The 22,810-nt window shown below is 39.8% G+C and carries 16 protein-coding genes and 1 pseudogene; 15 read left to right on the top strand and 2 right to left on the bottom strand.

The window, feature by feature from the left end; translation table 11 throughout:
• Nucleotides 1-212: 212 nt before the first annotated feature.
• The 7 genes from DWY57_RS04010 to DWY57_RS03980 all read left to right on the top strand — a co-directional run bounded on the left by DWY57_RS04010 (nucleotide 213) and on the right by DWY57_RS03980 (nucleotide 4,845).
• A complete protein-coding gene (locus DWY57_RS04010) occupies nucleotides 213-986 on the top strand; it encodes a hypothetical protein (RefSeq protein ID WP_057254387.1) in 774 nt (257 codons plus the stop codon).
• A 13-nt stretch (nucleotides 987-999) separates the two neighbouring features.
• Nucleotides 1,000-1,644 carry a hypothetical protein gene (locus tag DWY57_RS04005; protein WP_057254385.1) on the top strand — a complete coding sequence of 215 codons (645 nt, stop codon included), beginning with the start codon at nucleotides 1,000-1,002 and terminating at the stop codon, nucleotides 1,642-1,644.
• Between the two features lie 103 nt (nucleotides 1,645-1,747).
• On the top strand, nucleotides 1,748-1,978 hold the full coding sequence (locus tag DWY57_RS04000) for a hypothetical protein (protein WP_057254383.1): 231 nt from the start codon (nucleotides 1,748-1,750) through the stop codon (nucleotides 1,976-1,978).
• 40 nt (nucleotides 1,979-2,018) lie between these two features.
• Nucleotides 2,019-2,477: a hypothetical protein gene (locus DWY57_RS03995; protein ID WP_057254381.1), complete on the top strand. Its 459-nt coding sequence runs from the start codon at nucleotides 2,019-2,021 to the stop codon at nucleotides 2,475-2,477.
• Between the two features lie 6 nt (nucleotides 2,478-2,483).
• Nucleotides 2,484-2,648, top strand: coding sequence for a hypothetical protein (locus DWY57_RS21230; protein WP_243634646.1), 165 nt, complete (start codon nucleotides 2,484-2,486; stop codon nucleotides 2,646-2,648).
• Nucleotides 2,649-2,905: 257 nt separating this feature from the next.
• Nucleotides 2,906-3,817 (top strand): hypothetical protein, encoded by a 912-nt coding sequence (locus DWY57_RS03985; RefSeq protein ID WP_057254379.1) that lies wholly within the window; start codon nucleotides 2,906-2,908, stop codon nucleotides 3,815-3,817.
• 71 nt (nucleotides 3,818-3,888) lie between these two features.
• Complete coding sequence (locus DWY57_RS03980) at nucleotides 3,889-4,845, top strand: hypothetical protein (protein ID WP_243634644.1); 957 nt, start codon at nucleotides 3,889-3,891, stop codon at nucleotides 4,843-4,845.
• A 365-nt stretch (nucleotides 4,846-5,210) separates the two neighbouring features.
• Here DWY57_RS03980 and DWY57_RS21225 read toward each other — a convergent pair.
• Nucleotides 5,211-5,345: pseudogene (locus DWY57_RS21225) on the bottom strand (IS982 family transposase); the annotation flags it as partial.
• Nucleotides 5,346-5,352: 7 nt separating this feature from the next.
• Between DWY57_RS21225 and DWY57_RS03975 the strand changes: the two are divergent.
• From DWY57_RS03975 to DWY57_RS03945, 7 genes are all read left to right on the top strand, one after another.
• Complete coding sequence (locus DWY57_RS03975) at nucleotides 5,353-7,038, top strand: DUF6377 domain-containing protein (RefSeq protein WP_022401141.1); 1,686 nt, start codon at nucleotides 5,353-5,355, stop codon at nucleotides 7,036-7,038.
• Between the two features lie 296 nt (nucleotides 7,039-7,334).
• Nucleotides 7,335-10,370: a TonB-dependent receptor gene (locus tag DWY57_RS03970; protein ID WP_117600054.1), complete on the top strand. Its 3,036-nt coding sequence runs from the start codon at nucleotides 7,335-7,337 to the stop codon at nucleotides 10,368-10,370.
• Between the two features lie 42 nt (nucleotides 10,371-10,412).
• Complete coding sequence (locus tag DWY57_RS03965; protein ID WP_022401142.1) at nucleotides 10,413-12,212, top strand: RagB/SusD family nutrient uptake outer membrane protein; 1,800 nt, start codon at nucleotides 10,413-10,415, stop codon at nucleotides 12,210-12,212.
• A 116-nt stretch (nucleotides 12,213-12,328) separates the two neighbouring features.
• Nucleotides 12,329-13,723, top strand: coding sequence for a C4-dicarboxylate transporter DcuC (gene dcuC / locus DWY57_RS03960; RefSeq protein WP_034529524.1), 1,395 nt, complete (start codon nucleotides 12,329-12,331; stop codon nucleotides 13,721-13,723).
• Between the two features lie 15 nt (nucleotides 13,724-13,738).
• Nucleotides 13,739-14,884: a beta-aspartyl-peptidase gene (iadA, locus tag DWY57_RS03955; protein ID WP_009037984.1), complete on the top strand. Its 1,146-nt coding sequence runs from the start codon at nucleotides 13,739-13,741 to the stop codon at nucleotides 14,882-14,884.
• Entirely contained in the window at nucleotides 14,881-17,913 is a 3,033-nt protein-coding gene (locus DWY57_RS03950; protein WP_022401144.1) for a M14 family zinc carboxypeptidase, read from the top strand. The genes iadA and DWY57_RS03950 overlap by 4 nt, the downstream gene beginning before the upstream one ends.
• Before the next feature lie 29 nt (nucleotides 17,914-17,942).
• Nucleotides 17,943-19,970: a glycoside hydrolase family 97 protein gene (locus DWY57_RS03945; protein WP_080707074.1), complete on the top strand. Its 2,028-nt coding sequence runs from the start codon at nucleotides 17,943-17,945 to the stop codon at nucleotides 19,968-19,970.
• A gap of 27 nt (nucleotides 19,971-19,997) precedes the next feature.
• Here DWY57_RS03945 and DWY57_RS03940 read toward each other — a convergent pair whose 3' ends face one another.
• The gene (locus DWY57_RS03940; protein WP_117589352.1) at nucleotides 19,998-22,058 is read right to left on the bottom strand and encodes an RNA degradosome polyphosphate kinase; all 2,061 of its coding nucleotides are present in this window, start codon (nucleotides 22,056-22,058) and stop codon (nucleotides 19,998-20,000) included.
• Between the two features lie 91 nt (nucleotides 22,059-22,149).
• On the opposite strand from DWY57_RS03940, the gene DWY57_RS03935 reads away from it, so the two are divergent.
• Nucleotides 22,150-22,644: a metallophosphoesterase family protein gene (locus tag DWY57_RS03935; protein WP_005827049.1), complete on the top strand. Its 495-nt coding sequence runs from the start codon at nucleotides 22,150-22,152 to the stop codon at nucleotides 22,642-22,644.
• Nucleotides 22,645-22,810: the final 166 nt, after the last annotated feature.

Below are 22,810 nucleotides of genomic sequence, written 5' to 3'. Positions count from 1 at the left end.
TATAAAAGACATGGATAAGTCACCATATTCTATTGGAAATCCACCATATTTCCCGTTTACGGAAATTATAGGAGATTGGAAGTATGAGTACCCACAAATGGGAACTTGTATAGGTACGAACCTAAAAACGGGAAATGGCTTCTTTTGTGAATACAATCCACCTATTGATTATCTAACCTCGGCAAATACGGATTATGAAGGAAGGTCTGTAAATGATGAAAGGGGATAGACTTTTTTTAGTTATGGCAGATTTATGTAGCAATGCCTTACCGCTTACTTTGCCTACAATCATCTCCAATTTCAATAATACTGGAGTTGTAAGAGGAGGTATCATATTGCTGCCACCTAAATTGGGAAGACGAAAACAAATAGAATTAGCTAATGAGCGCATGAGTATTCTGTCTCCATTATTTGACTTTCTTATTGTGGTTAATCCTCAAAAACTTTCCCGTGAATTTGTAAAGATGCATAATATTAACGGGTTTGAAGCTTTTTATAATGAATTATGGAAAGAAACTGCAACTCTAACAGCTATAGTCCATACTTCCAAGAGCTTGGATGAAGTTAGGGTAAATTGGCAAAAAAACAAATCGTCAAAAGTACTATTACAGTGTGGAGCTTTATATATCATTAGAGATAAGGATATTGATTTTACTCCTAGTAAGAGGACTTTACTTCTAGGTATAGGTTACGCAGGTAATGGAGTGGCAGAAGAAGTTCATTTATTAGGTTTAAACAATATGGCGGTGGTTCGATTGGGAATTGGTGATGTGAGATGTTGGGGAAATAGTCATGGATTGGATTTGGCAGGAAGTTGGAATTATTTTTATGGGATTGATAAAAGTTACCGTTTTTGTATTGAATTTGTGAAGGAGAATATAAATGCAATCCAATATGATATAGAGTACTTTTTAGGGTTCGATGTTTCTTGCCAACCAGATATACAAATTAAAGAACTTGAAAAATATAGTAAACACGGTCATTAATAAACACAATAGTATGATAAAATTCAGCCAAATACCATATTCTACATATTCCTATGATGGAATGCCCAAACCAACATGGGTAAAAGCTATTTGTCCCCCAAACGGTTTCCCTCATAATTTCAGCTTATCTGATGATGATATGCTAACCTATTATCTTGAAATATTTAGGAATAGAACAGCTAAGGATAAGCCATATATAAACCAATATAACTCTATAGAAGAATTGGAAGAAGATATATATGGTAACTGTTTATACTATTGGGTTCCTAAAGATTTTAAGGAAATATATTATACTCTTGATAAACAAGAATTTTTCCATAAGATAAATGTATTGATAAAGCAACATGGTAATGCCATTGTAATAAAACATCGTGCTTTATGTATAAAAACAGATGAGAATATCAACTTGTATTCTTTTTACAAAGGTTTATGCCCAGATAAAGATATATTGTCTATATGTATTCCAATAAGAATATTTGAATTAGGACTATGGGAGGAAGGAAGCTTAATGTATATGACTAACGAAGATTATTATAATTTATTAGAAGAAATTCTAGTCAAACATGAAGCAGGAGAATTAACAGAAAACCAAATAGAAGAAATAATAGGTTCTGTAATCATAAAAGAATGGATAATTGACATAAAACCAACCCAATAGAATACTTAAAAAGAGATTATATCATAGAAGGACTTACCAATTGTTAGGAGGTATTCATTCCTAATGAACTAGGAAAATTAGGATATAAAAATGGAGGTAAATTATGATTACATGTAAGATATGTCAATGGATTATACGTAAGTTAAAACCAAAGCCAAAGGGCAAAGTATATAGTGATGATGTACGTGTAGATTATCCTAAGGGCAGGCATATTCCAGAATGGATATATGAGCAGTTATGGAAGGATATTGATTACAGTAAACCAGTGAAATTGGATAAGCCTATGTGTGAAGACTGGATAGATGATAAGTTTAAGGAGATTGAAGAACAGTAGATGAATAACTATAAATCTAAAAAAATAATGGAAATGAGTTATGGATACGATAAATGGATTTATTAATGAACATTCAGAGTATAAAAGATACCAGGTAAAGGACTTTATAGCTTTCTTCAAGTTTCGTAATAATTATGAAAGATATACTACTGACAAGTTGTTAGAAGTGTATGAGAAGTATATCAAAGCTAACTCTGATTACAGTGAATATGAGCAAATATATAAGAGTCTTAGTAGCAAATTAGCTGTTAATCTAATTAATAATACTCAATTAGAAATAGATTTAGACATATACACACCAGACCATAAGTATTGTCCTAAACATACCTTTGTAATGAAGTATGAAGAAACGGAAGATACTACAACCACAATACATGTAAGAGTGTATTCAAGTGTGGGATTGGTTAAAGAATATGATATGCCTGCAATTGGAATGACAATGCAAGATTTATCTAACCTTATAGATAAGGAACGTAATAACTATAAATCTAATAAATGAATTAATATGGCTGGTAAACTAATGCCCAATAAACAACCGGAGTTTTTCACTCCCAATGCTCCAATTAAATACGCAATGGCAGGAGGAAGAGGAGTAATGATAGGTTGCGGAATTATGACAGCCTTATATGTCATAGGCGTAATTGTAGGACTGTATTTGGGCTATGATTAGAGATGTCTATTTTTCCCCATACTTCCATTTATCATCATAGGTATTATGGTGGAATTTCCAAGCTGTATATGGAAAGGCTTTAAGAAGTTCTACAATCTGGGATATGATAAGGAACGTAGAATATAGCAAAGTAAAGACAAGACAAATGTAAGGTAGTAAGTGAAATTTCATTTACTGCCTTATTTTTTATAATACAGTGAACTGGAATATTGGATAAATTTGTTTCTTTGCAGCCATTGATTTTAAAAGATAATACCATGAATGAATATGTAGATTATTATAAGGAACACTGTTTGAATATCCTAAAAGGCAAAGTAAAGACCTCTAAAGGGGAAGTGATTGAGATACAAGGAGAAATTATATTAAATGACATTAGTAATATTGATTATGAACAGGCTGTAGCTTTTGCGCAGTCTATAACAATTGGCGAAGAAGGACAACATTTATCAGAAAATGTGTTCGTACATGATACTATCTTGCATGTGTTTATAGGGAATTTAAATGCAAGGAAGTTATGGAGATTATCAGTTCTGTTGTATGCTATGGTGACTAAATATCCGGTAGCAAGAATCTCATTATCCCTTATGGACGAGTATCTGAAACTATATCGTATCTTTACCCTTGACCAGAAGAAAGTAGATGTATCAGCTATTGAATTTAAATGTAGCATTGATGGTAAAACAGAAAATATCACTATCAAGAATGAGGAATTAGTAGAAAAAATACTTATCTCATATTTAAATATGCAAGGAGATATTATCACTATAGATAATTTGAAACGGTATGTCGTTGATGAAATTACCTCTATTGATAAGTTGGTTAATGAATCAATTAACAAAAGGACATTGGACTATTTCTTTGCAAAAGAACTAGAACGCTTCTTAACAAGTTATCTGAATGGCAAATTTACGGATAAAGAGAAAGAACTAATCCTACAAATATTATATTTGTTTGGGCGTTATAAAACTACTGCTGAAGATACAGCCAGATATAGGAAACTGATAAGTGATGGGGAGAAATTATTAATAAATAAGCCTTTAGTTACAATAAATGGAATGGTTATGCCTTTTACTATCATATCCAATCCGGAAATAACAAAATTGAGATATGAATGCCTAAAGTACATAAATCGTGTGAAATTTGAGGATGATTCTAATATTCACATATAGCCACTTACAACTCCTTACCTTTGCAGCATATTAATAATTAATTGCTGTAGGAGGCAGCGTAATAAAGAAATATGAACAATGAGAAAAATTTATTCAAAGAAGAACTTTTATTAAAAGTTATTGCCTTATCAACATTGTTAGACCAAGGCTATAAGATAGCTAGGCTATCAGGTAATCGTAACTTTGACGAAAAGGTGGTTAAAGCCAAAATGAAGTCCATGAAGGCAAATGGAATGTTAGTTCCTGCTATCATACTGGATGCAATGAAGGTTATAGAAGCCGGATTGAAAATTGTAGATTTTGAAACGGGAGAAATCATTAGCGCAGCTGATGCAGCCCGGTACGTTGTGTTAGTGGATGCAAACCACCGTTACAAAGCTCATCTAAATCTTCTGGAAGCTAACAAGGACTTAAAAGACGAAGAAAAGTACAAAGGTGAGTTCTATCTTATCTATGCTTTGAATGAAGAAATTGCAGTCTCGAGAATGTTTTCAGAAATTAACATTTGTACAAATCCCTGGAAGGGAGGCGACTTTCCTAAGGGGGCTAAAATGGCGTGCAAAGAGAAACTTCCGCTACTTGATTTTATCGTGAAGCTTACTGAACAAGGTTATCCATTACCAACTGCCTCAAAATGGGGAACGTTTAAAGCGAGTATTACTAAAGAGATAATGGCAGATGCAATGGCAGGTAAGATAAGTGATAAATTACGGAAAACTAATGGATTGGAAAGAGGTGAGAAATTATTAAAAGCAGCAGAAGAACACCTCTCTAAAGAGGTTCTCAAAAGTCGAACTCTCGTTGATTGGGTTATCAATAAATACGATGAAGCAGGCGATGAACAAAAAGTTAGTGTGATTGACAATCTGGTTGACTTCTTTTCAAGTTTGAGCAAAGAGAAAGCAGAGCAGATAGAGAAAGCCAAAGGACAACGAGGTGGCGATACCAAAGAGACCATTATAAATCGTCTTCTTAACAAATTCTACGAGCAGTTCACACAATCTCAAAGAACTTCTACTGATGAGTAAAATTAAAAGCCGGTTATCGAGATGATAGCTGGCTTTTTTGTTTATTGTACTTATAACTTTTTCTATCCCTAATAGTAGTTTATTCAATTTTATAAGTTATTTTTGTACAATTCTAGATGGGGCGTTTTAAGCCAAATATTTAATAATATCTCTGTAATTGCTTGTAAAACAGTATATGTTAGAAATGTCATACATGTTACAGAAATGTTACAAATGTTTTGGAATAGAATGGTATTGTGTTAAGAGCGATTGCTCTTATTCTCCTAATAATCATTAATGTTAAGCATTTAAGAGTAACAATATAAGTATAATAGAAGAGTGGATGCTTTTGTGTTTCGTATTTGGTTATTTCTATGTTAAGCAGCCAAATTACTAGTTAATTGTTTGCAGATGTCGAGAATTCTTGCGAATATTGCATACAAGTTGTGTGTAGAATTGATTGTAATTAGAACTTTGATATTAAAAATCAAAGATGTATGTAACTTTTTTAATTCATTTATTAAATAAATGAATTCTACCAACGAATATAGAAATATGAAAAACCATTTTTGTTTAAACCTATTCTTCTTACTATATTTGTTTTTTTGTGCTGGATGCAAGCAGCATATCTCAGATAGTGCTGCTAAGGCAAATGAGGCATTGTTTACTCAATTAGATAGTCTGATAGATAATTCTGATAAACTTATTTTGCAGAAAGAGGAGCGAATAGAGGCGTTGAAGCATTCACTAAGACAATCTAAGGCATTTGAGAAACAGTATGAACTTAATCAGGCTATTTATCAAGAATATCGTGTGTATGATGCAGATTCGGCTATGAAGTATACTACACAAAGCCTTGATTTAGCACGACAATATCATGATAAGAATCGTGAGATTGAATCTTTATTAGGTATTGGTTTTGTTTATACGGCTAATGGCTTGCTTAGTCAAGCCTCTGAAGTAATGCATTCACTCTGTTCTTCCAGTATGCCTCGCTACTTACGTTCGCGTTATTATGGTCAGATGCGTACTCTCTGCTCGCGGTTGCAACTCTATTCATTAGGTGATGATGCATTACATGAGCATTATGGTCAACTTTATGCGTTATATTCAGATTCAGTATTGCAGACGGCCACTCCTGACGAACCACGCTACCTTTATAGCCGTGTGTGGAAATATCAAGATGTTCCCGGTGCACAACGTATTGCCATTAGGGATGAGTTGGAAAAGGAAAAACAACGTCTTCTACCTAATAGTCGTAATTATTCTATTTTAGCTTATAACTTGGCTCTACTTTATGAAAAAGAGCACAACCATACCAAGTGGCTGGAAAATATGATTCTCTCAGGTATTGCTGATGTATATGCTGTGAATCGTGATATTGGTTCGTTATATGCATTGGCTTCCTATTTATATGAACAAGGTCAGTTGGACCGAGCCTATCGTTATAGTACTTATTGTTCTGATATCGGTATAACTTTTAAGAGCCGTGTACGACTGCTTCATCAGCAGAAGTTGCAGAGAAGGATACATCAAAGCTACATTGAACGTGATCATATGCAACAGAAGCAGCTAAAGCTATTCCTTTTATTTATTAGTTTTCTCACTATTGTATTGCTGATAGCTCTTTTCTTTTTGAGAAGGCAAACAAGAAGACGTAGGAAAGCTTTGGTTGAGCTACATGTGGCCAATGGTAGATTGAAGAGTCTTAATAGTGAACTGCAAAAGCTCAATTTGGTTCTACGTGACACAAATTATATTAAGGAGGAGTATATTGGTCAGGTATTCAAACTTTGTTCATCCTATATTTGCCGTATGGAGGAGTATCGTAAAAAGTTAAACCGTAAATTAAAGGCTGGGCAACTTGAAGATTTAAAGAAGATGATTAGTTCTACTTCTACCATGAGCGATGAAATGAAGGATTTTTATGAGAAATTTGATTCCATTATTCTACATTTATACCCTGATTTTGTAGAGCACTTCAATAGTTTGCTACGTCCCGAAGAACATATTGAAGTGAAGTCTGGGCGGCTTAATACAGAACTTCGTATTCATGCTTTGATACGAATGGGGGTAACGGATAGTGAGAAGATTGCAGAATTTTTGCACTGTTCACTGCAAACCGTATATAATAATCGTTCTATAACTTTAAATAAATCTTCGCTCAGTAAGGAGGAATTTCTTCGAGCTGTGAAAGAGGTTTGTAAAAAGTAATTTGAAGACTGAGCGTTTCTCTCATTTTTTACCCACATGTATATAGATAATTGCCATTCAATAGCTTAATACTATCGAATGGCAATTATCTATATACATGTTTTTGATTACCGATTTAATTTAAATCACTACTGAAAATCTATTGAGTCTGTCTGTAATTGAAAGATAATCAGCAATATATAACTTTGTGAATTTACCAAATCCTCTACCAGTGAATATAATCGGTTGTTACATTGTCTAATTTTGCTCTCGAGATTTTTTACACACAAGTTCCTATTAACTTAAAAATGTAATTTATGAAAACCAGACAAAAATCGAGAGACGCAAGTGGTATTCTGCTTGTCTGTCTTATGTGGATGCTGTCACTTTCAAGCTCACTTCATGCACAGACATGGAATATTAACGGAAATGTGACAGATGAACAAGGAGAACCGATAATCGGTGCCAATGTAGTGATACAAGGTACGGGTACGGGCACCATTACCGATGTAGAAGGAAACTTTAAACTCGCTTCAGTGACTAAGGGGGCGGTAATGGAGATAAGTTTTATTGGGTATATATCCAAGACATTGCAGGTGAAAGACGCATCATCGTTAAAGATTGTACTGAAAGAAGATAACCAGGCACTGGATGAGGTGGTAGTAGTAGGTTATGGTGTACAGCGCAAAAGTGATCTTACAGGTTCGGTTGCTTCAGTTAACTCGGATGTACTTGAAAGTCGCCCACAAGCTAATTTGATTCAATCTTTGCAAGGAGCAGTTCCAGGATTGAATATTAGTGTGACGGGTAGTAATGCTGAAGGTTCGTCCACTACTACACGTATTCGTGGTAACAACTCCATTACGGCCGATAATAAACCTCTTGTTATTCTTGATGGAATACCTTTTGATGGTCCATGGTCGGAAATCAATCCCAATGATGTAGAGAGTATAGAAGTATTGAAGGATGCCTCTTCAGCAGCCATTTATGGTGCTCGCGGTTCTAACGGTGTAATCCTTATTACTTCTAAGCGCGGTAAGAAAGACAGATTGACGGTATCATACGATACTTATGTTACTATTGACCAGCCTATCAATTTACCTCGTATGATGAATGGCAAAGAATTCTATAAGTATAAATCTGAAGCTTTCAAGGCTACCAATACTACTCCTCCTACAGAAGAGAATCCTGAACCTTGGTTAGATAACTTTACTCCTACTGAATTAGCTATGTATGCTGCCGGTCAGAGTACTGATTGGATGAAGTTGGCAACACAGACCGGTATAAAACAACAGCATAACCTTTCTTTCCGTGGTGGAGCTAACAAAACCAGCTATTTCATTTCATTGAACTATACGGATGTGAAAGGAACTGCGGTAGGCAATGAGTTCAAGCGTTATAATATACGTTTCAATCTTGATCAGGAGTTTAATAGTTGGTTGAAATTTTCTACTACTACACAGTTAGGTCGCTACGATCGTAGTGGTAGCAGTGCTTCTTTTTGGCGGGCTATAAAACAAGTTCCGTTGGGACGTGCTTATAACGAGGATGGTTCACTTACACTTTCTGCTACTGAGGACTCCTCTTCAGCTTTCAGCATTAATCCGTTGGGATCTCTTAATAATAAGACAAAAGATATCCGTGCAAAGGTTATCACTAATAATGTGCTTGAGGTAAAGTTTCCCTTTATTAAAGGGCTGAGCTATAAATTGAATACAGGCTTCACTTACCAAAACAGCTCCTATAAGAATTATCAAGGTTTGGATACCTACGAAGGAGCTAGTGCTAATGGCGTATTGAATACTGATGACTGGCATTCAGAAGAATGGATTTTGGAGAATATTATTTCTTATCAACGTGAATTTGGCAAACATCGTATATTTTTCACAGGATTATATTCTGCTCAAAGCAAGGAATATGAACAGAATACAATGGAAGGTAAGAATTTTCCCAATGATGTGATGTATTATTACCAGATTTCTAAAGCTGCCACAATGTCTGGTAATTCCAATTATTATAAAGAAAATCATATTTCACAAATGGGGCGTTTGAATTATACTTATGATGATCGTTACTTGTTAACTCTTACTGCTCGTCGTGATGGTTACTCCGCTTTTGGTGAAAGTTCTAAATTCGGCGTTTTTCCTTCAGCCGCTATTGGATGGAATATTTCCAATGAATCTTTTTTTAAAGACAAGCCTATAAGTGAAACCATTAGCAATCTGAAATATCGCTTGTCATGGGGTAAAAATGGCAATGAGGCTATCAGTGCTTATAGTACACTACCTAATCTTTCAACTTACAATTATCTGAATGATGATCATACTGCACAGTTTGGTTTCTATCCGTCGAAGTTAGCTTCGCCCGGTTTAGGTTGGGAAACTACTACATCTATTAATACTGGCTTTGATATTGCACTTTGGAATGGACGTATTCAGAGTTCATTTGATATTTATTGGTCTAAAACCAAAGATTTGCTGCTTTCCCGTTCTATTCCTACCATTAATGGTACTGGCTCTATTACTGAGAATCGTGGACAGACCCGTAATCGTGGTTTTGAATTCCAGATAACTTCTAATAACATTACACATAAGAGTTTTCGCTGGAGCACCTCTTTCAACCTCTCACACTATCGTTCGGAGATTGTAGATGTTGGTTTGTATGATGCTAATGGAAAGCCGGTTGATGATGTGGCTTCCAAGTGGTTTATTGGTGAACCTATCAATGTGAACTATGATTATAAAATTATCGGTGTATGGCAGATTGCTGATCCGTCTAACCCGACAGGGCAGCAAGATCCTAACTATCGTAATTCGTATCCTGGATATGTGAAATACCTTGATGTAGATGGTAACGATATTACAACGGCTGATAAGACTATTATAGGGTCGGCTATTCCTAAAGTAAATATGAGTTTGATGAACACTTTTGAGTACAAAAACTTCACTCTGAGTGTGTTCTTAACGGCTCAGTTAGGACAAACCCATCTGAATGCCTTGTATGATACAAGCCATAATTCATATCGCCAGAACCGTTTTTTGGTGGATTTTTGGACTCCAGAGAATCCTACGAATAGCTATCCGAAAAATAGTTTGAATAGTGATGTGAATCCAGAGGGAGCCAGTTTCTATGAAAAGACAGATTTCTTACGTATTTCCGACGTTACATTGGGTTATAATTTCCCACAACAATGGTTGCGTCGTACTTTCATCAAACGGCTCAATCTTTACATGAACATTAAGAATTTGGCTACAATAACTGGCTGGACAGGTATGGATCCGGAATTTCTCAATGATCAATTGGCTGCTCCTCCAGTACGTTCGTTCACTTTTGGACTAAAGTTAGATATTTGATGAGAGTAATATATCATAAAAAGCTAAAATGAAATTGCACATATGAAAAAAATAACATATTTCAATGTCTTAGTGTTTACAGTATTATTGCTCACTATGGGCGGCTGTAATGAGGATAAGTTTCTTAAGGAAGATCCTCGTGATGCACTTTATCCTGAAAATTTACTTGTAGATTACAATGGATTTAAATCGATGATAACGCCTCTTTATGGTCTTATGCGTGCAGAGTATCGCCGTGCTGATGCAATGGGAGGAAGTATTGCGCTCTGTCTGCATTCTGCCTGGGGTGGAGGGGTAGATAATTCATGGGCCAATAATAGTCATGCGGAAATGAAGTTCCTCTACAATCCCAAAGAGATAACTTACACTGATCTTGCTATTTGGAATAATATTTTCCAGTGGGGATATCGTATCATCAACACTGCCAATATGGTTATCTCAAGAGCTGACAATGATGGCATTAACTGGGGAAGTGGTGCTGATGCTGAAAATCGTAAAAATGAGGTGTTGGCCGAAGCTCGCTTCTTCCGTGCTTGGGCTTACCGTCACCTTACCTATTCATTTGGTGCAGTGCCCCTTTCAACACAAGAAATTACAGGATTGAATTATCGTGATGATTGGGACCGTGCTTCCTTGAGTAGTATTCGCGAAGTGATGGCAGAAGATTTCCAGTTTGCAGTCGATAACCTTCCTTTGCGTACTTCTAATAATAGTAAAGTCTCTGGTGCTGTAGCACGTCACTATTTGGGTGAACTTTATTTGGCAGAAGGTAATGCTGAAAAAGCAGTTTCAGTACTGAAACCATTAGTGGAAAGTGGAGAATATTCCCTTATAAATCAACGCTTTGGTAGTAATGCTTCCAATGATGGATGTCCTTTTATTGACGTATTTTATACTCCTATGTATGCTGATGGAAATACGGAGGTGTTACTGGCTTTCATTAACACAGAAGAGGAGAATAGTGCCTATGGTACTGCAAATGTCTATATGACTACAACTTATAAGAACTATTATGCTAATGATGGCGATTGTAAAAAGACAAACCAGCATAATCCGGACTATATCAATAACGGTGGTGAAGGTTCATTTGCACAAGTCTTTTGGCAAGCTAATGGTGGTAAGGGAGCCGGACGTGTAGTTCCTTCCAGAGGAGCACTTCGTTTGTACAATTATAAAGGAATGGGAGAACAAGATGACCGTGTATCTGCCAATGCTATCGTATGGAGTATTAATGATGTAGATGCTGCCGGCAATGTAACCAAGGTATTTGATTTAGGTGGTACTGCACTTATTGATACTACGGTTAATGCAGCCATGCTAACTTCTACTTCCATTAAAAAATATGATTGGCCTACTACTCGTAAATGGGATTATACTCCACCTATTTTGGCTAATGCAGCTAATGATGGACACTATGCGGACATTGTTTATTTACGTTTGGCAGATACATATTTACTTTATGCAGAGGCTCTTTACAAGAGTAATCAAGTAGGCGAGGCCATTAAATGGATAAATAAAGTACGTAATCGTTCCAATGCTGTAAGTATTACTGAAGATGATCTTAGAATCGGTGGTATGGATTTCATTCTTGATGAACGCAGCCGTGAACTGCTTACGGAGGAAGAACGTCGTCATACATTGGTACGTGTTTGCCAAGAAAATGGTGGTGACGAACGTGATACCAATAACTATTTCAAACGTCGCATGCGTGAACTCAATGAGATAGCTGGTATTGCAGGACGTGGTATGGATGAATATGAAACTCCTGTCCTTTTCCCGCTGCCGCAATCATTCATTGATGCCAATACTGGTAATCCTTTGGAAAATAATCCGGGGTATTGATAGATAATAGTCAGATATAAATACCGCATATAAACGGCTTTGTATATATCGGTGTTTATATCTGATTTAGATTCATATATTCAAAAGAAAACAAAAACTTAATATCTTGATACATCATGTCCGAATTGGCTTTCATTTTTAGTCTTCTTATGGTAGGGATTACAGCGGTAGGTCTTTATCGTAAGCTCAATCCTCAAGGTCTTTTGATGCTTTCCGGTTTATTAATGCTTACAGCTGCTTTTTTCATGCAAGTGCATTCGGTAGTACCTAGTAAAGCTACGGGAATGGTGGTGTTTGATTTGGTAAGGATGATAGAGGAAGTTTTTCTTTCTAATTTGGCGCGTGCAGGGTTTATGATAATGACAATTGGCGGTTATGTAGCTTTCATGAATAACATAAAGGCTACTAATGCATTGGTCTATATTTCCATGAAGCCATTAGGTCTTTTTCGACGTTATCCTTATTTGGCGGCTACTATAGTTATTCCTATTGGACAATTACTTTTTATTACTACTCCTTCAGCTGCCGGATTAGGATTGTTGCTTGTGGCTTCGGTTTATCCTGTTTTAATTAGTTTGGGAGTAAGTCAACTTACAGCATTGTCAGTCATTGCCGCTGCTACTCTATTTGATCAGGGACCGGGGTCGGCAAATACTGCTATGGCTGCCGAATTGATAGGACAATCCAATGTGGAATATTTCATCACTCATCAACTTCCTTTAGTAATTCCTACTTCCTTGGTTGTAATGGTACTCTTCTATTTCAATAACCGTTATTTTGATAAAAAAGATGCAAAGAAACAGCAGGATGGCATATTGCAGGTGTCAAATGTGACTGCAACCTCATTAGTAGAAAAACCGGATGTTCCATTGGCTTTTGCGCTACTCCCGGTATTACCTTTGGCTCTTCTCATTTTCTTTTCACCTTTTGTGGGACTGTTTCAGCCTACTGTAACATTGGGTACCACTACTGCTATGCTTTTTTCTCTGTTCTTATCATTGGTATTTGTGTTGTTTCATACTCGTAGTGTGCGTACTACTTTTAACGTTTTTGCAAGTTTTTGGAAAGGCATGGGAAATGTGTTTACTTCAGTTGTAACATTGATTGTAGCTTCAGAAGTTTTCTCTAAAGGACTGATTGGTTTGGGATTTATTGATTCATTGGTGGGTTATTCCTCTCATATCGGACTTTCGGGATTAGCTATTGCCGCAATCTTTACTCTCATTATTTTTGGAGCTGCCATGCTGATGGGAAGTGGCAATGCAGCCTTTTTTTCATTTGGTCCTTTATTGCCGGGTATAGCCACTCAGCTTGGTTTGCCGGTTTTTTCATTGATACTTCCTTTGCAGTTGGCGGCAAGCATGGGACGTGCCGCATCTCCTATTGCCGGAGTCATTGTTGCCATTGCCGGGGTAGCCGGTGTGTCATCAGTGGAGTTGGCAAGGCGTAATACATTTCCTTTAATAGGAGGAATTGTTTTCTTGATACTTTATCATCTTATCACTTTCTAAAATTAATCGACAGCTATGTTTACATTGATAAAGAATGCAAATTTATATGCTCCTGCCTATCTTGGTAAAACAGACATTTTGCTATGCGGAGAAAAGATTGCGCATATTTCAAAGACAATTGAACTGAATGAATCATTTTGCCATACTATTGACGTGCAAGGTAAAATTGTTACTCCGGGATTTATAGATCAGCATGTACATATTACTGGTGGAGGAGGGCAACAAGGTTATGCCTCATTAGTCCCCGAGGTGACTATGAGCGAACTGGTGGCATGTGGTACTACTACTGTATTGGGTATGCTTGGTACTGATGGATTTGCCAAAGAACTTACTACGCTTTATGCCAAGGCCAAAGCTATTGACGATGACGGATTGTCGGCTTATATGCTGACAAGTTATTACGGATTGCCTACCAAAACATTGATGAATAGTGTGGCTGACGATCTTATCTTCATAGATAAAGTTATTGGCTGTAAGCTGGCGATGAGTGATGACCGTAGTCCGTTTCCGACAGAGCAAGAGATATTACGTATTATACATCAGGTACGTTTAGGGGGATTTACATCTGGTAAAGGAGGAATTCTCCACATTCATTTGGGAGCACTTCCGGAAGGTATTGAGCCCTTACTCAATATTGCTCGTCACTATCCTACACTGATATCTTATCTGTCTCCTACTCATCTGATACGTACTGAAGCTCTTTTTATGCAGGCTGTAGAATTTGGTAAATTAGGTGGAATGATTGATTTTTCGACTGGTGGCTCAAAGTTTGATACTCCCCATCGTTGTGTGATACGTGCATTGCGAGCTGGTGTCCCCCTTGATCGCATTACTTTTTCTAGTGATGGCCATGGTGGCGTACGCAGAGTGAATCCTGAAACTGGAGAAATAACTTATCGTCCTGCTCCTTTGAATTTAAATTTCAAGGAGGTAGTTGCATTAGTCAATGAGGAGGGGGTACCATTGGAACAGGCGATTACATTGATAACATCCAATCCGGCTCGTAATCTGAAATTACGAGCTAAAGGTATTGTGGCACAAGGAGCAGATGCAGACTTGTGTTTTTTGGCGGAAGATTTGCAGCTTACAGATGTCATTGCCCGTGGTAAATTTGTAATGCAAGATGGTACAATAGTAAAGAAGGGAAGGTACGAATTATGAAGAAGCTGATTATATTTTATATTGGATTCCTCTGTATTTGTTTATCTGCAATAGCGAAACAGACTTTGGAAAGGCCAAGAGGTGAACATTTCTTCACTTATAGTCAATACCCTCCTTTTGCCGATCGCCCGGTAGATGTACATTATTATATACCTTCCCAGGGGGATATTAAACAAATGCCTATTGTATTTGTCTTTGAAGGAGGAGACCGCGGCTATCGTTATCTTTTGGACGGTTGGAAAGAAGAAGCGGAGAGAAAGGGTTTTATGCTTTTTATACCTCACTTTGATTTGAAATCTTATCCTTTGGCAGACTATCAGGAGGTGGGGGTGATGAATGCTGCCCATACAGTAGCTAATGCTCCCGAAAAAATTACACCAGTGTTGGTTGATAAACTATTTGAATATGTGCGTCAATTTACGGGAAGCATGCGCAAAGGATATATGATTTATGGTCATTCTGCTGGTGGGCAATTCGTACAGCGTTTCATGCTTTTTCACGATAGTCCTTATGTGGAAAAAGCTATTATAAGTTCTCCCGGTTGGTATACTTTTCCTGATTTGGCCCAGACATATCCTTATGGTACGGCTGGTATCCCCTATATTTCATCTGAACAGATAAAAAAATACTTGTCAAAACCTATCATACTACAGCTGGCTTTGGGAGATACGATACGTGAGTCTTTTCTACGCAAGACTCCTGAAGCTGAACGACAAGGACGAAACCGTATGGAGCGTGGGCGTAGTTTCTGGCTTTATATTCACCAGTTGGCTGCATCCCGTGGTTGGGAATGCCATTGGCGCAAGATAGAAGAGTGCGGCATCGGGCATGAGGCTGTCCCTATGGGGAAACAAGCTGTGCCATTATTGACGACAGATTCTTTACGGGTACTTTTTATAGGTAACAGCTATACTTTTTTTAATCGTTTGCCATGGCAAGTCCAATCGTTAGCATCCTCATGTGGAAAAAAAATATCAGTGCGCCAGGTTGCTAACCCTGGTTGGTACTTGAGACAGCATGCAGCCAATACGCAAACATTAGAGGCGATTCGTGAAGGAGGATGGGATTATATGGTGATGCAGGAACAGAGCAAGGCACCTACTCGTGAAAAGGAATGGGTAAAGAAGAATGTATTCCATCCTGCGGCGCAGTTAGATAGTTTACGCCGTCTTTATGCCCCAAAAGGAAAAAGTGTCTGTTATATGACATGGGGGCGTAATAATGATACTTATGAAGGAATGCAGCAGCAACTTACGGAAAACTATTTGGAAATGGCTGATGTCCTTGATGCTTATTGTGCTCCTGTGGGTGAGGCATGGAGACGTGTACGTAGAGAGTGTCCAAGTTTGCAGTTGTATAATTCTGATGGCAGCCATCCTAGTCCTGCAGGCAGTTATTTGGCGGCTTGTGTCTTTTATGCAATTTTTTTTGGTGAGCCTTTTAGCAGCGATTATTATGCAGGTCTACCGTCTGAAACGGCTCTTTATTTACAGAGGATAGCACAAGAAGTGGTATTAGCTAATCTTGTGTTATGGAATAGAAATCAGTCGAAGCAACCTGCCGGAGTAACTGCAAGTTTCTATCCTGACCCCAAATTTGACCGTGAGACACCTACTCTAAGTAAACCTTACGGTAGCGGATTGGCATCGGTTGATGAGATAAAGGACTATTTACAACAATTGGTTGTACGTTCTCCGGGTTTGGCATATATGGAGAATATTGGTGTTACCAAACAAGGACGTACCATTCCGGTACTTTATTTGGGTACTCCCGACAAGAAGAAGGTAAGGGTATGGATTCAAGCGGCACTGCATGGTAACGAGCCGGCAGGTGCTGAGGCTGTATGCATGCTTGTCCGTTACTTACTTTGTGAAAAAGAAGGACGTGAATTGCTGAATCATATAGCTGTGGCTTTGGTTCCTATAGCCAATGTTGATGGTTATGCCATTCAGCAACGTCGTTCGGCCGATGGTTACGATTTGAATCGCGATCAGAGCAAATTAGAGGATGCTGTCACTTTGCTGTTGAAGCAGTCCTATCAGCAATGGAATCCGGACGTAGCTCTTGATATTCATGAATATACACCTTTACGTCGTGAGTTTAACTTATTACGTGGAGTGCCGACAGCAAATGCTGCTGATGTACTTTTTTTACCTACAGGACATCTTAATGCGCCTTTAGCTTTACGTACGCTGTCTGAAGAACTTTTTCGTCGTGAGGCAGAGGTCGTTTTAAATAGTGCCGGTTATGCTTCCGGTTTCTACTTTACTCCTCGTGTGGCAGATGGTTCCCTTGTTCTTGTAAAAGGTGCCAAAAGTCCGCAGTCCAGTTCTACTTTTCAAGCATTGACGGGAGCTGTATCGCTTTTTGTCGAAATAAGAGGTATTGGATTGGGACCGGAGTGTTTTGCACGTCGTAGTGAGTGCGGTTTCTTGGTGGCACGGCAAACGTTGGTTACTGCTGCGCAACATCGTGCTTCAATTAAACGTAAGATAGAACAAGCCAGGAAGCGCACCTTGAAAGCTACTGAACCGATATATGTTACTTTCACTTCGGATACTGTACGTCATGTAGTCTCTTTTATCGATTATAAGGCCAATGAACTGTTTAAGACTGAACTGCCAACCCTTGATGCCATGCAGGCAACACCTCAATTGATGCGTACTCGCCCTAAGGCTTATCTGCTCGATGCTCCCTGTACAGAAGCAGTATGTAAGCTTCGAGCGTTGGGTGTACACATTGAGCAAGTTACCCGTGTACAAAAAGCAAAAGTTGAGCGTTACAAAGTAACCCGTCTGTATCGTGCAGAGAAGGAATGGGAGGGGATTCATCCGGTAAATGTAGAAACGGATGTCTATGAAGATAATGTAGAACTTCCAATAGGTAGTTGGTTGGTACCTTTGGCACAACCTTTAGGAAATTTGGTTGCCACGTTGCTTGAACCGGAGTCTGTCTGTGGTTTCGTAAACTTCTGTGTTATTCCGGCTGAGGAAGGAAAGGGACTGTTTGTCAGTAGACTTATAAAATAAGAATTGGATATATAAAATTAAATTCGGTAATGACTATGAAACTAAAAAAAACGCTACAGATTATACTTGCTTTATGTTTAGGCCTATGGATGATTTCATGCCAGCAGGAACATATCAAGTTGACCTCTCCAAATGGAAAACTTTCTTTAGAGTTTACACTTGATGAAGAAGGTGCTCCCCGATATTGTTTAAGACATGCGGGGAAGAATATTTTACTTCCTTCACGTCTGGGATTGGTTTTGAAGGATGCGCCAGATCTTTTGACTGGTTTCGTTCTAAAAGAGGTTAAGCATGATTCGCATAATGATGTGTGGCAACCAGTATGGGGGGAAGAGGCTGAAATTGTAAATCATTATAATGAATTGAGGGTATGCCTCAAGGAAGAAACATCGTTGGAGCGGGAACTGAATATTATTTTTCGTCTTTTTGATGATGGGATGGGATTCCGGTATGAGTTCCCGCGCCAGCAACAGCTACAAGAGTTTCTTATTGATGACGAAGTGACTGAATTCGTTTTTCCTGCAGATTATGATGCTTGGAGTATTCCAGTGAAAGGAGTTCGTTTTTACGAGGCCTTATTTGAGAAAAAAACTCTTAGTAAGATGGGATGGGTAAGCACTCCGGTGACGATTGAGACAACAGATAGCCTTTATTTGGCTATTCATGAAGCAAATCTTACAGATTATGCTGCCATGAACTTGAAGCCGGTTGAACAACTTGAAGATAATAAAACGGTTACATTACGTGCGGCTCTTACACCTTGGAGTACAGGTGAGAAAGTACGTGTTACCGATACCCGTGTATCTCCTTGGCGTACAATGATAGTGGCTGAATCTGCCGGTGATTTGCTTCTTTCCCGTCTCATGTTAAATCTTAATGAACCTTGTCGTATAACCGATACTTCCTGGATACAACCTATGCGCTATATTGGAATTTGGTGGACTTATCACATGAAGCATAACACCTGGCATGCCGGTCCCCATCATGGGGCCACAACAGAGAATACAATGCGTCACATCGATTTTGCTGCTGCCAATAACCTGGGAGGTGTACTGGTGGAAGGGTGGAATGAAGACTGGGCTACTTGGAAGTTTAGTTTCACAAAACCTTATACCGATTTTGATATACAACGTATTACTGATTATGGGCGTAGCAAAGGAGTAGCTTTGATAGGACATCATGAAACTGGCGGTAATGTTTCCAATTATGAAAATCAGATGGAAGATGGTTTCAAGTTCTATGAGAAATATGGTGTGCATCAAGTAAAAACGGGTTATGTGGGCGATTTGCTTGATGGGAAAGAATATCATAGCAGTCAGTTTGGTGTACTTCATTATCGCAAGGTAATAGAGGCTGCTGCCCGTCACCGTATCTGTATTGATAATCATGAACCGGTGATTCCTACAGGTTTGCAGCGTACTTTTCCTAATCTGATGACACAAGAGGGAGTACGTGGACAAGAATGGGACGCTTGGGATGTAGATGGTGGAAATCCTCCCTCTCATACCGTAATATTGCCTTTCACTCGTGGGTTGGCAGGCCCGATGGACTTTACACCGGTGACGTTTCGGTTTGTTAACGATGTAATGCCACAGACACGTGTACATACCACACTGGCCAAACAATTGGCGCTGTTTGTGGTGCTCTATTCACCGTTACAAATGGCTTCGGATGAAATAGAGAATTACGAGGCTAATCCGGAACCTTTTAATTTTATAGTATCTTGTCCTACAGATTGGAGCAGAACAGTGGTGCCGGAAGCATGCATTGGCAGTTATGTTACTATTGCCCGTTGTGATAAAGGAGAGGGATGCTGGTATATAGGCAGTATCACGGGAGATGAGGAACGAACGGCTAATATCAGTCTGTCTTTTCTCGATACAGATAAAAGCTATCTGGCTACTATTTATCGTGATGCTCCTGAGTCCGATTATGAGACATGTCCTGCTGCTATACTTATAGAAGAGCGCGAAGTGACTTATAGTGATACCCTCACCATTCGGCAAGCACGTAGTGGAGGAACTGCCGTACGTCTGTGTCCTATAAAAGACTGTTGAGCCGGAGGTATATTGGGGCAGAGTTGTTTATATTTTCTCTCTCAAGTATTCGTAAAAGCTATATTGCGACCGTACCTTCTCCTTTTGCGGTCGCGATGACTTCCAGCGGTTTCGCAACCGGTCGTCCACAAAGCAGGCTTTCCGTTTGTCCGACAGTTGTATGGATAGCATATCGATGAGCTCTTGCTTCAAGTCTGGGTCCAGAATGGGGGTGACGGCTTCGATACGGCGGTACAAGTTACGCCGCATCCAGTCCGGCGAGCCGAGGAAGAGCTTGGGTGCGCCGCCGTTGCCGAAGTACCACACACGGGCATGTTCCAGAAAGGTATCCACGATGCGTGTCACGCGGATGTTGTGGCTGTACTCCTGCCCGGGGATGAGGCAGCAGATGCCGCGGACAATGAGGTCTATCTCTACACCGGCTTGCGAGGCTTCGTAGAGGCGGTCTATCATGGCAGGGTCTTGCAGGGCATTCATTTTTAGGATAATCCGTCCTTGCTTGCCTTGCCGAGCCAGTTCTATTTCGTGATTGATGAGGCGGTTCAGTTCAGGAATCAGGTTGAAGCGGGCCACAAGCAGGCGGTGGAACACCGGATTTTCCTTTCCCTGCAGAGTACGGAACAAGTTGTGCAGGTCGTTTACAATCACCGGGTTGCAGGTGAATAGTCCGCTGTCCGCATAGAGGGTGGCGGTCTTTTCGTTGAAGTTGCCGGTGCTGATGTAGGCGTAGCTTGTCAGTTTGCGCCCTTCTTTGTCGCGGCGTAGCACGAGGGCTACTTTGGCATGTACCTTTAGTCCTGGTATGCTGAAAATGATGTTGATGCCGGCAGCTTTCATCATCTCGGCGGTGGCGAGGTTGTTTTCTTCGTCGAAGCGGGCTTTCAGTTCCACAAAGACGGTGACTTTCTTTCCGTTCTGTGCGGCGGCTATCAGGGTGTTGATGACGGTGGAGTTCTCTGCCACGCGATACTGGGTCACCATGATTTCACGCACGGTGGGTTCGTGGACGGCTTCATATAGAAAATGGATGAAGTGGTCGAAGGAGTGGTAGGGATAATGCAGCAGCAGGTCCTTCTTCTCCACATAGCGGAAGATGGATTCGCGTTCGTCCAGGCAGGTCAGCTTCATGGGCTGGGGTTTCTTGATGGGACGTACGCTTTGGTTGGGATTGGGCAGATGCCGCAAATCCTCCATGTTGAGGTGCTTGTCTCCCGGCACCAGCTCCCGGCGGTCTATGCGGTAGGCATCTACCAGAAAGTCGAGGAAGTCCTGGGGCATGGCGCGGTCGTATACAAAACGGCACACGGCGCCTATCTTGCGTTTCTTTACCTTCTTCTTCACCTGCTCGATGATTTCGGAGGTATTGGCGGCATCGTCTATCAGAATATCCGCATCGCGTGAAATCTTGATGCAATAACTGCTGTCCACTTCATAACCGGGGAAGATGGTATCCAGATTGGCCTTGATGATGTCTTCAATGAACATCAGATAATAGTCTTTCCCCACCTTGGGCAGCTGGATGAAGCGCGGCACTTTGCTGTACGGCAGTTTCATCACGAAATACTGGATGCAGTTTGGAGAACTGGCGGGAGCTCCTTTCAGATGAAGCCGTACGGCCAGATAGAGACGGTTGTCGCGCAGGAATGAAATCACCTTGTCCTTGCTTACGGGCACCGGGGCCAGATAAGGGAATATCTCTTCGCGGAAGAAGTTGCGCACAAAGTCGCGGTGAAACGGTTCTACGTTGCGGCTTTGATAGAATATGATGTGATGTTTCCGCAGGGCGGGCAGTATCTTCTGTTCGTAGATGCGGATACGTTCCTCCAGTTGGCGATTGACTTCTTGGTTGATTTCATCTACCAGTTCGGCGGCAGACTGCATAGTCTCTTCATCGCTTTGCGAGGCTCCGGTGGCTATGGCCTTATGGTCGGCTACGCGTATCTTGTAGAATTCTTCCAGATTGGAAGAGTATATAGAAATAAAGTTGATGCGTTCGTATAGCGGCAATGTCTCGTCTTCCGCTTCCAGCAGTACGCGGTAGTTGAAGGAAAGCCAGCTGATGTCACGTTTGAAATATCTGTTGTCCATGGTGTTAAGGTGTTAATGTGGCATATTAGCACATTACCACATTGTATTCTTCCCAAATATAATTACCTTTGTCTTAATAAACAAAGGAAAGATGACAAAAGTTGGTTTATTATCGGATACGCATGGCTACTGGGATGAAAAGTACCTGCAATATTTTGAGGGCTGTGACGAAATATGGCATGCCGGTGACATCGGTTCGCTGGAAGTGGCACAGAAGCTGGCGGCTTTCCGTCCCTTCCGTGCCGTGTATGGCAATATTGACGGGCAGGAGATACGGCAGCTCTATCCGCAGATTCTCCGTTTCACGGTGGATGGGGCGGAGGTGCTGATGAAGCATATCGGCGGTTATCCCGGCAACTACGACCCTTCCATCAAGGGTAGCATTCTGGTGCGTCCCCCAAAGCTGTTCATCAGCGGGCACTCGCATATACTGAAGGTGAAGTATGACAAGACGTTGGATGTACTCCACATCAATCCGGGCGCTGCGGGCATTCAAGGTTTCCATAAGGTGCGTACGATGGTACGCTTTGCGGTTGATGGGGGAACGTTTAAAGATTTGGAGGTGATAGAACTTGCTGACCGATGATGTAGTTTGTTTATTTTCAATGGATTGTATTTACCGATTGTTTACGCTGTAGTGTAAAAGCCGTTACATGCTAATGTAAAGGTCGTTACGCTATTGGGTAAAGGCCGTTACACTATTTGGTAAAGGTCGTTACACGCTGAGGTGTGTCTTTTCCTGATTTAGCTAG

The sequence above is a fragment of the Bacteroides sp. AF25-5LB genome (assembly GCF_003602965.1).
GTDB lineage: Bacteria > Bacteroidota > Bacteroidia > Bacteroidales > Bacteroidaceae > Bacteroides > Bacteroides uniformis.
This window is presented reverse-complemented; position numbering and strand designations above follow the sequence as displayed.

What these genes read in the sequence shown, in the direction of transcription:
- DWY57_RS04010 (WP_057254387.1), top strand. Translation starts at nt 213, where the DNA reads ATGATGAAAGGGGATAGACTTTTTTTAGTTATGGCAGATTTATGTAGC.
- DWY57_RS04005 (WP_057254385.1), top strand. Translation starts at nt 1,000, where the DNA reads ATGATAAAATTCAGCCAAATACCATATTCTACATATTCCTATGATGGA.
- DWY57_RS04000 (WP_057254383.1), top strand. Translation starts at nt 1,748, where the DNA reads ATGATTACATGTAAGATATGTCAATGGATTATACGTAAGTTAAAACCA.
- DWY57_RS03995 (WP_057254381.1), top strand. Translation starts at nt 2,019, where the DNA reads ATGGATACGATAAATGGATTTATTAATGAACATTCAGAGTATAAAAGA.
- DWY57_RS21230 (WP_243634646.1), top strand. Translation starts at nt 2,484, where the DNA reads ATGGCTGGTAAACTAATGCCCAATAAACAACCGGAGTTTTTCACTCCC.
- DWY57_RS03985 (WP_057254379.1), top strand. Translation starts at nt 2,906, where the DNA reads ATGAATGAATATGTAGATTATTATAAGGAACACTGTTTGAATATCCTA.
- DWY57_RS03980 (WP_243634644.1), top strand. Translation starts at nt 3,889, where the DNA reads ATGAACAATGAGAAAAATTTATTCAAAGAAGAACTTTTATTAAAAGTT.
- DWY57_RS03975 (WP_022401141.1), top strand. Translation starts at nt 5,353, where the DNA reads ATGAATTCTACCAACGAATATAGAAATATGAAAAACCATTTTTGTTTA.
- DWY57_RS03970 (WP_117600054.1), top strand. Translation starts at nt 7,335, where the DNA reads ATGAAAACCAGACAAAAATCGAGAGACGCAAGTGGTATTCTGCTTGTC.
- DWY57_RS03965 (WP_022401142.1), top strand. Translation starts at nt 10,413, where the DNA reads ATGAAAAAAATAACATATTTCAATGTCTTAGTGTTTACAGTATTATTG.
- dcuC (WP_034529524.1), top strand. Translation starts at nt 12,329, where the DNA reads ATGTCCGAATTGGCTTTCATTTTTAGTCTTCTTATGGTAGGGATTACA.
- iadA (WP_009037984.1), top strand. Translation starts at nt 13,739, where the DNA reads ATGTTTACATTGATAAAGAATGCAAATTTATATGCTCCTGCCTATCTT.
- DWY57_RS03950 (WP_022401144.1), top strand. Translation starts at nt 14,881, where the DNA reads ATGAAGAAGCTGATTATATTTTATATTGGATTCCTCTGTATTTGTTTA.
- DWY57_RS03945 (WP_080707074.1), top strand. Translation starts at nt 17,943, where the DNA reads ATGACTATGAAACTAAAAAAAACGCTACAGATTATACTTGCTTTATGT.
- DWY57_RS03940 (WP_117589352.1), bottom strand. Translation starts at nt 22,058, where the DNA reads ATGGACAACAGATATTTCAAACGTGACATCAGCTGGCTTTCCTTCAAC.
- DWY57_RS03935 (WP_005827049.1), top strand. Translation starts at nt 22,150, where the DNA reads ATGACAAAAGTTGGTTTATTATCGGATACGCATGGCTACTGGGATGAA.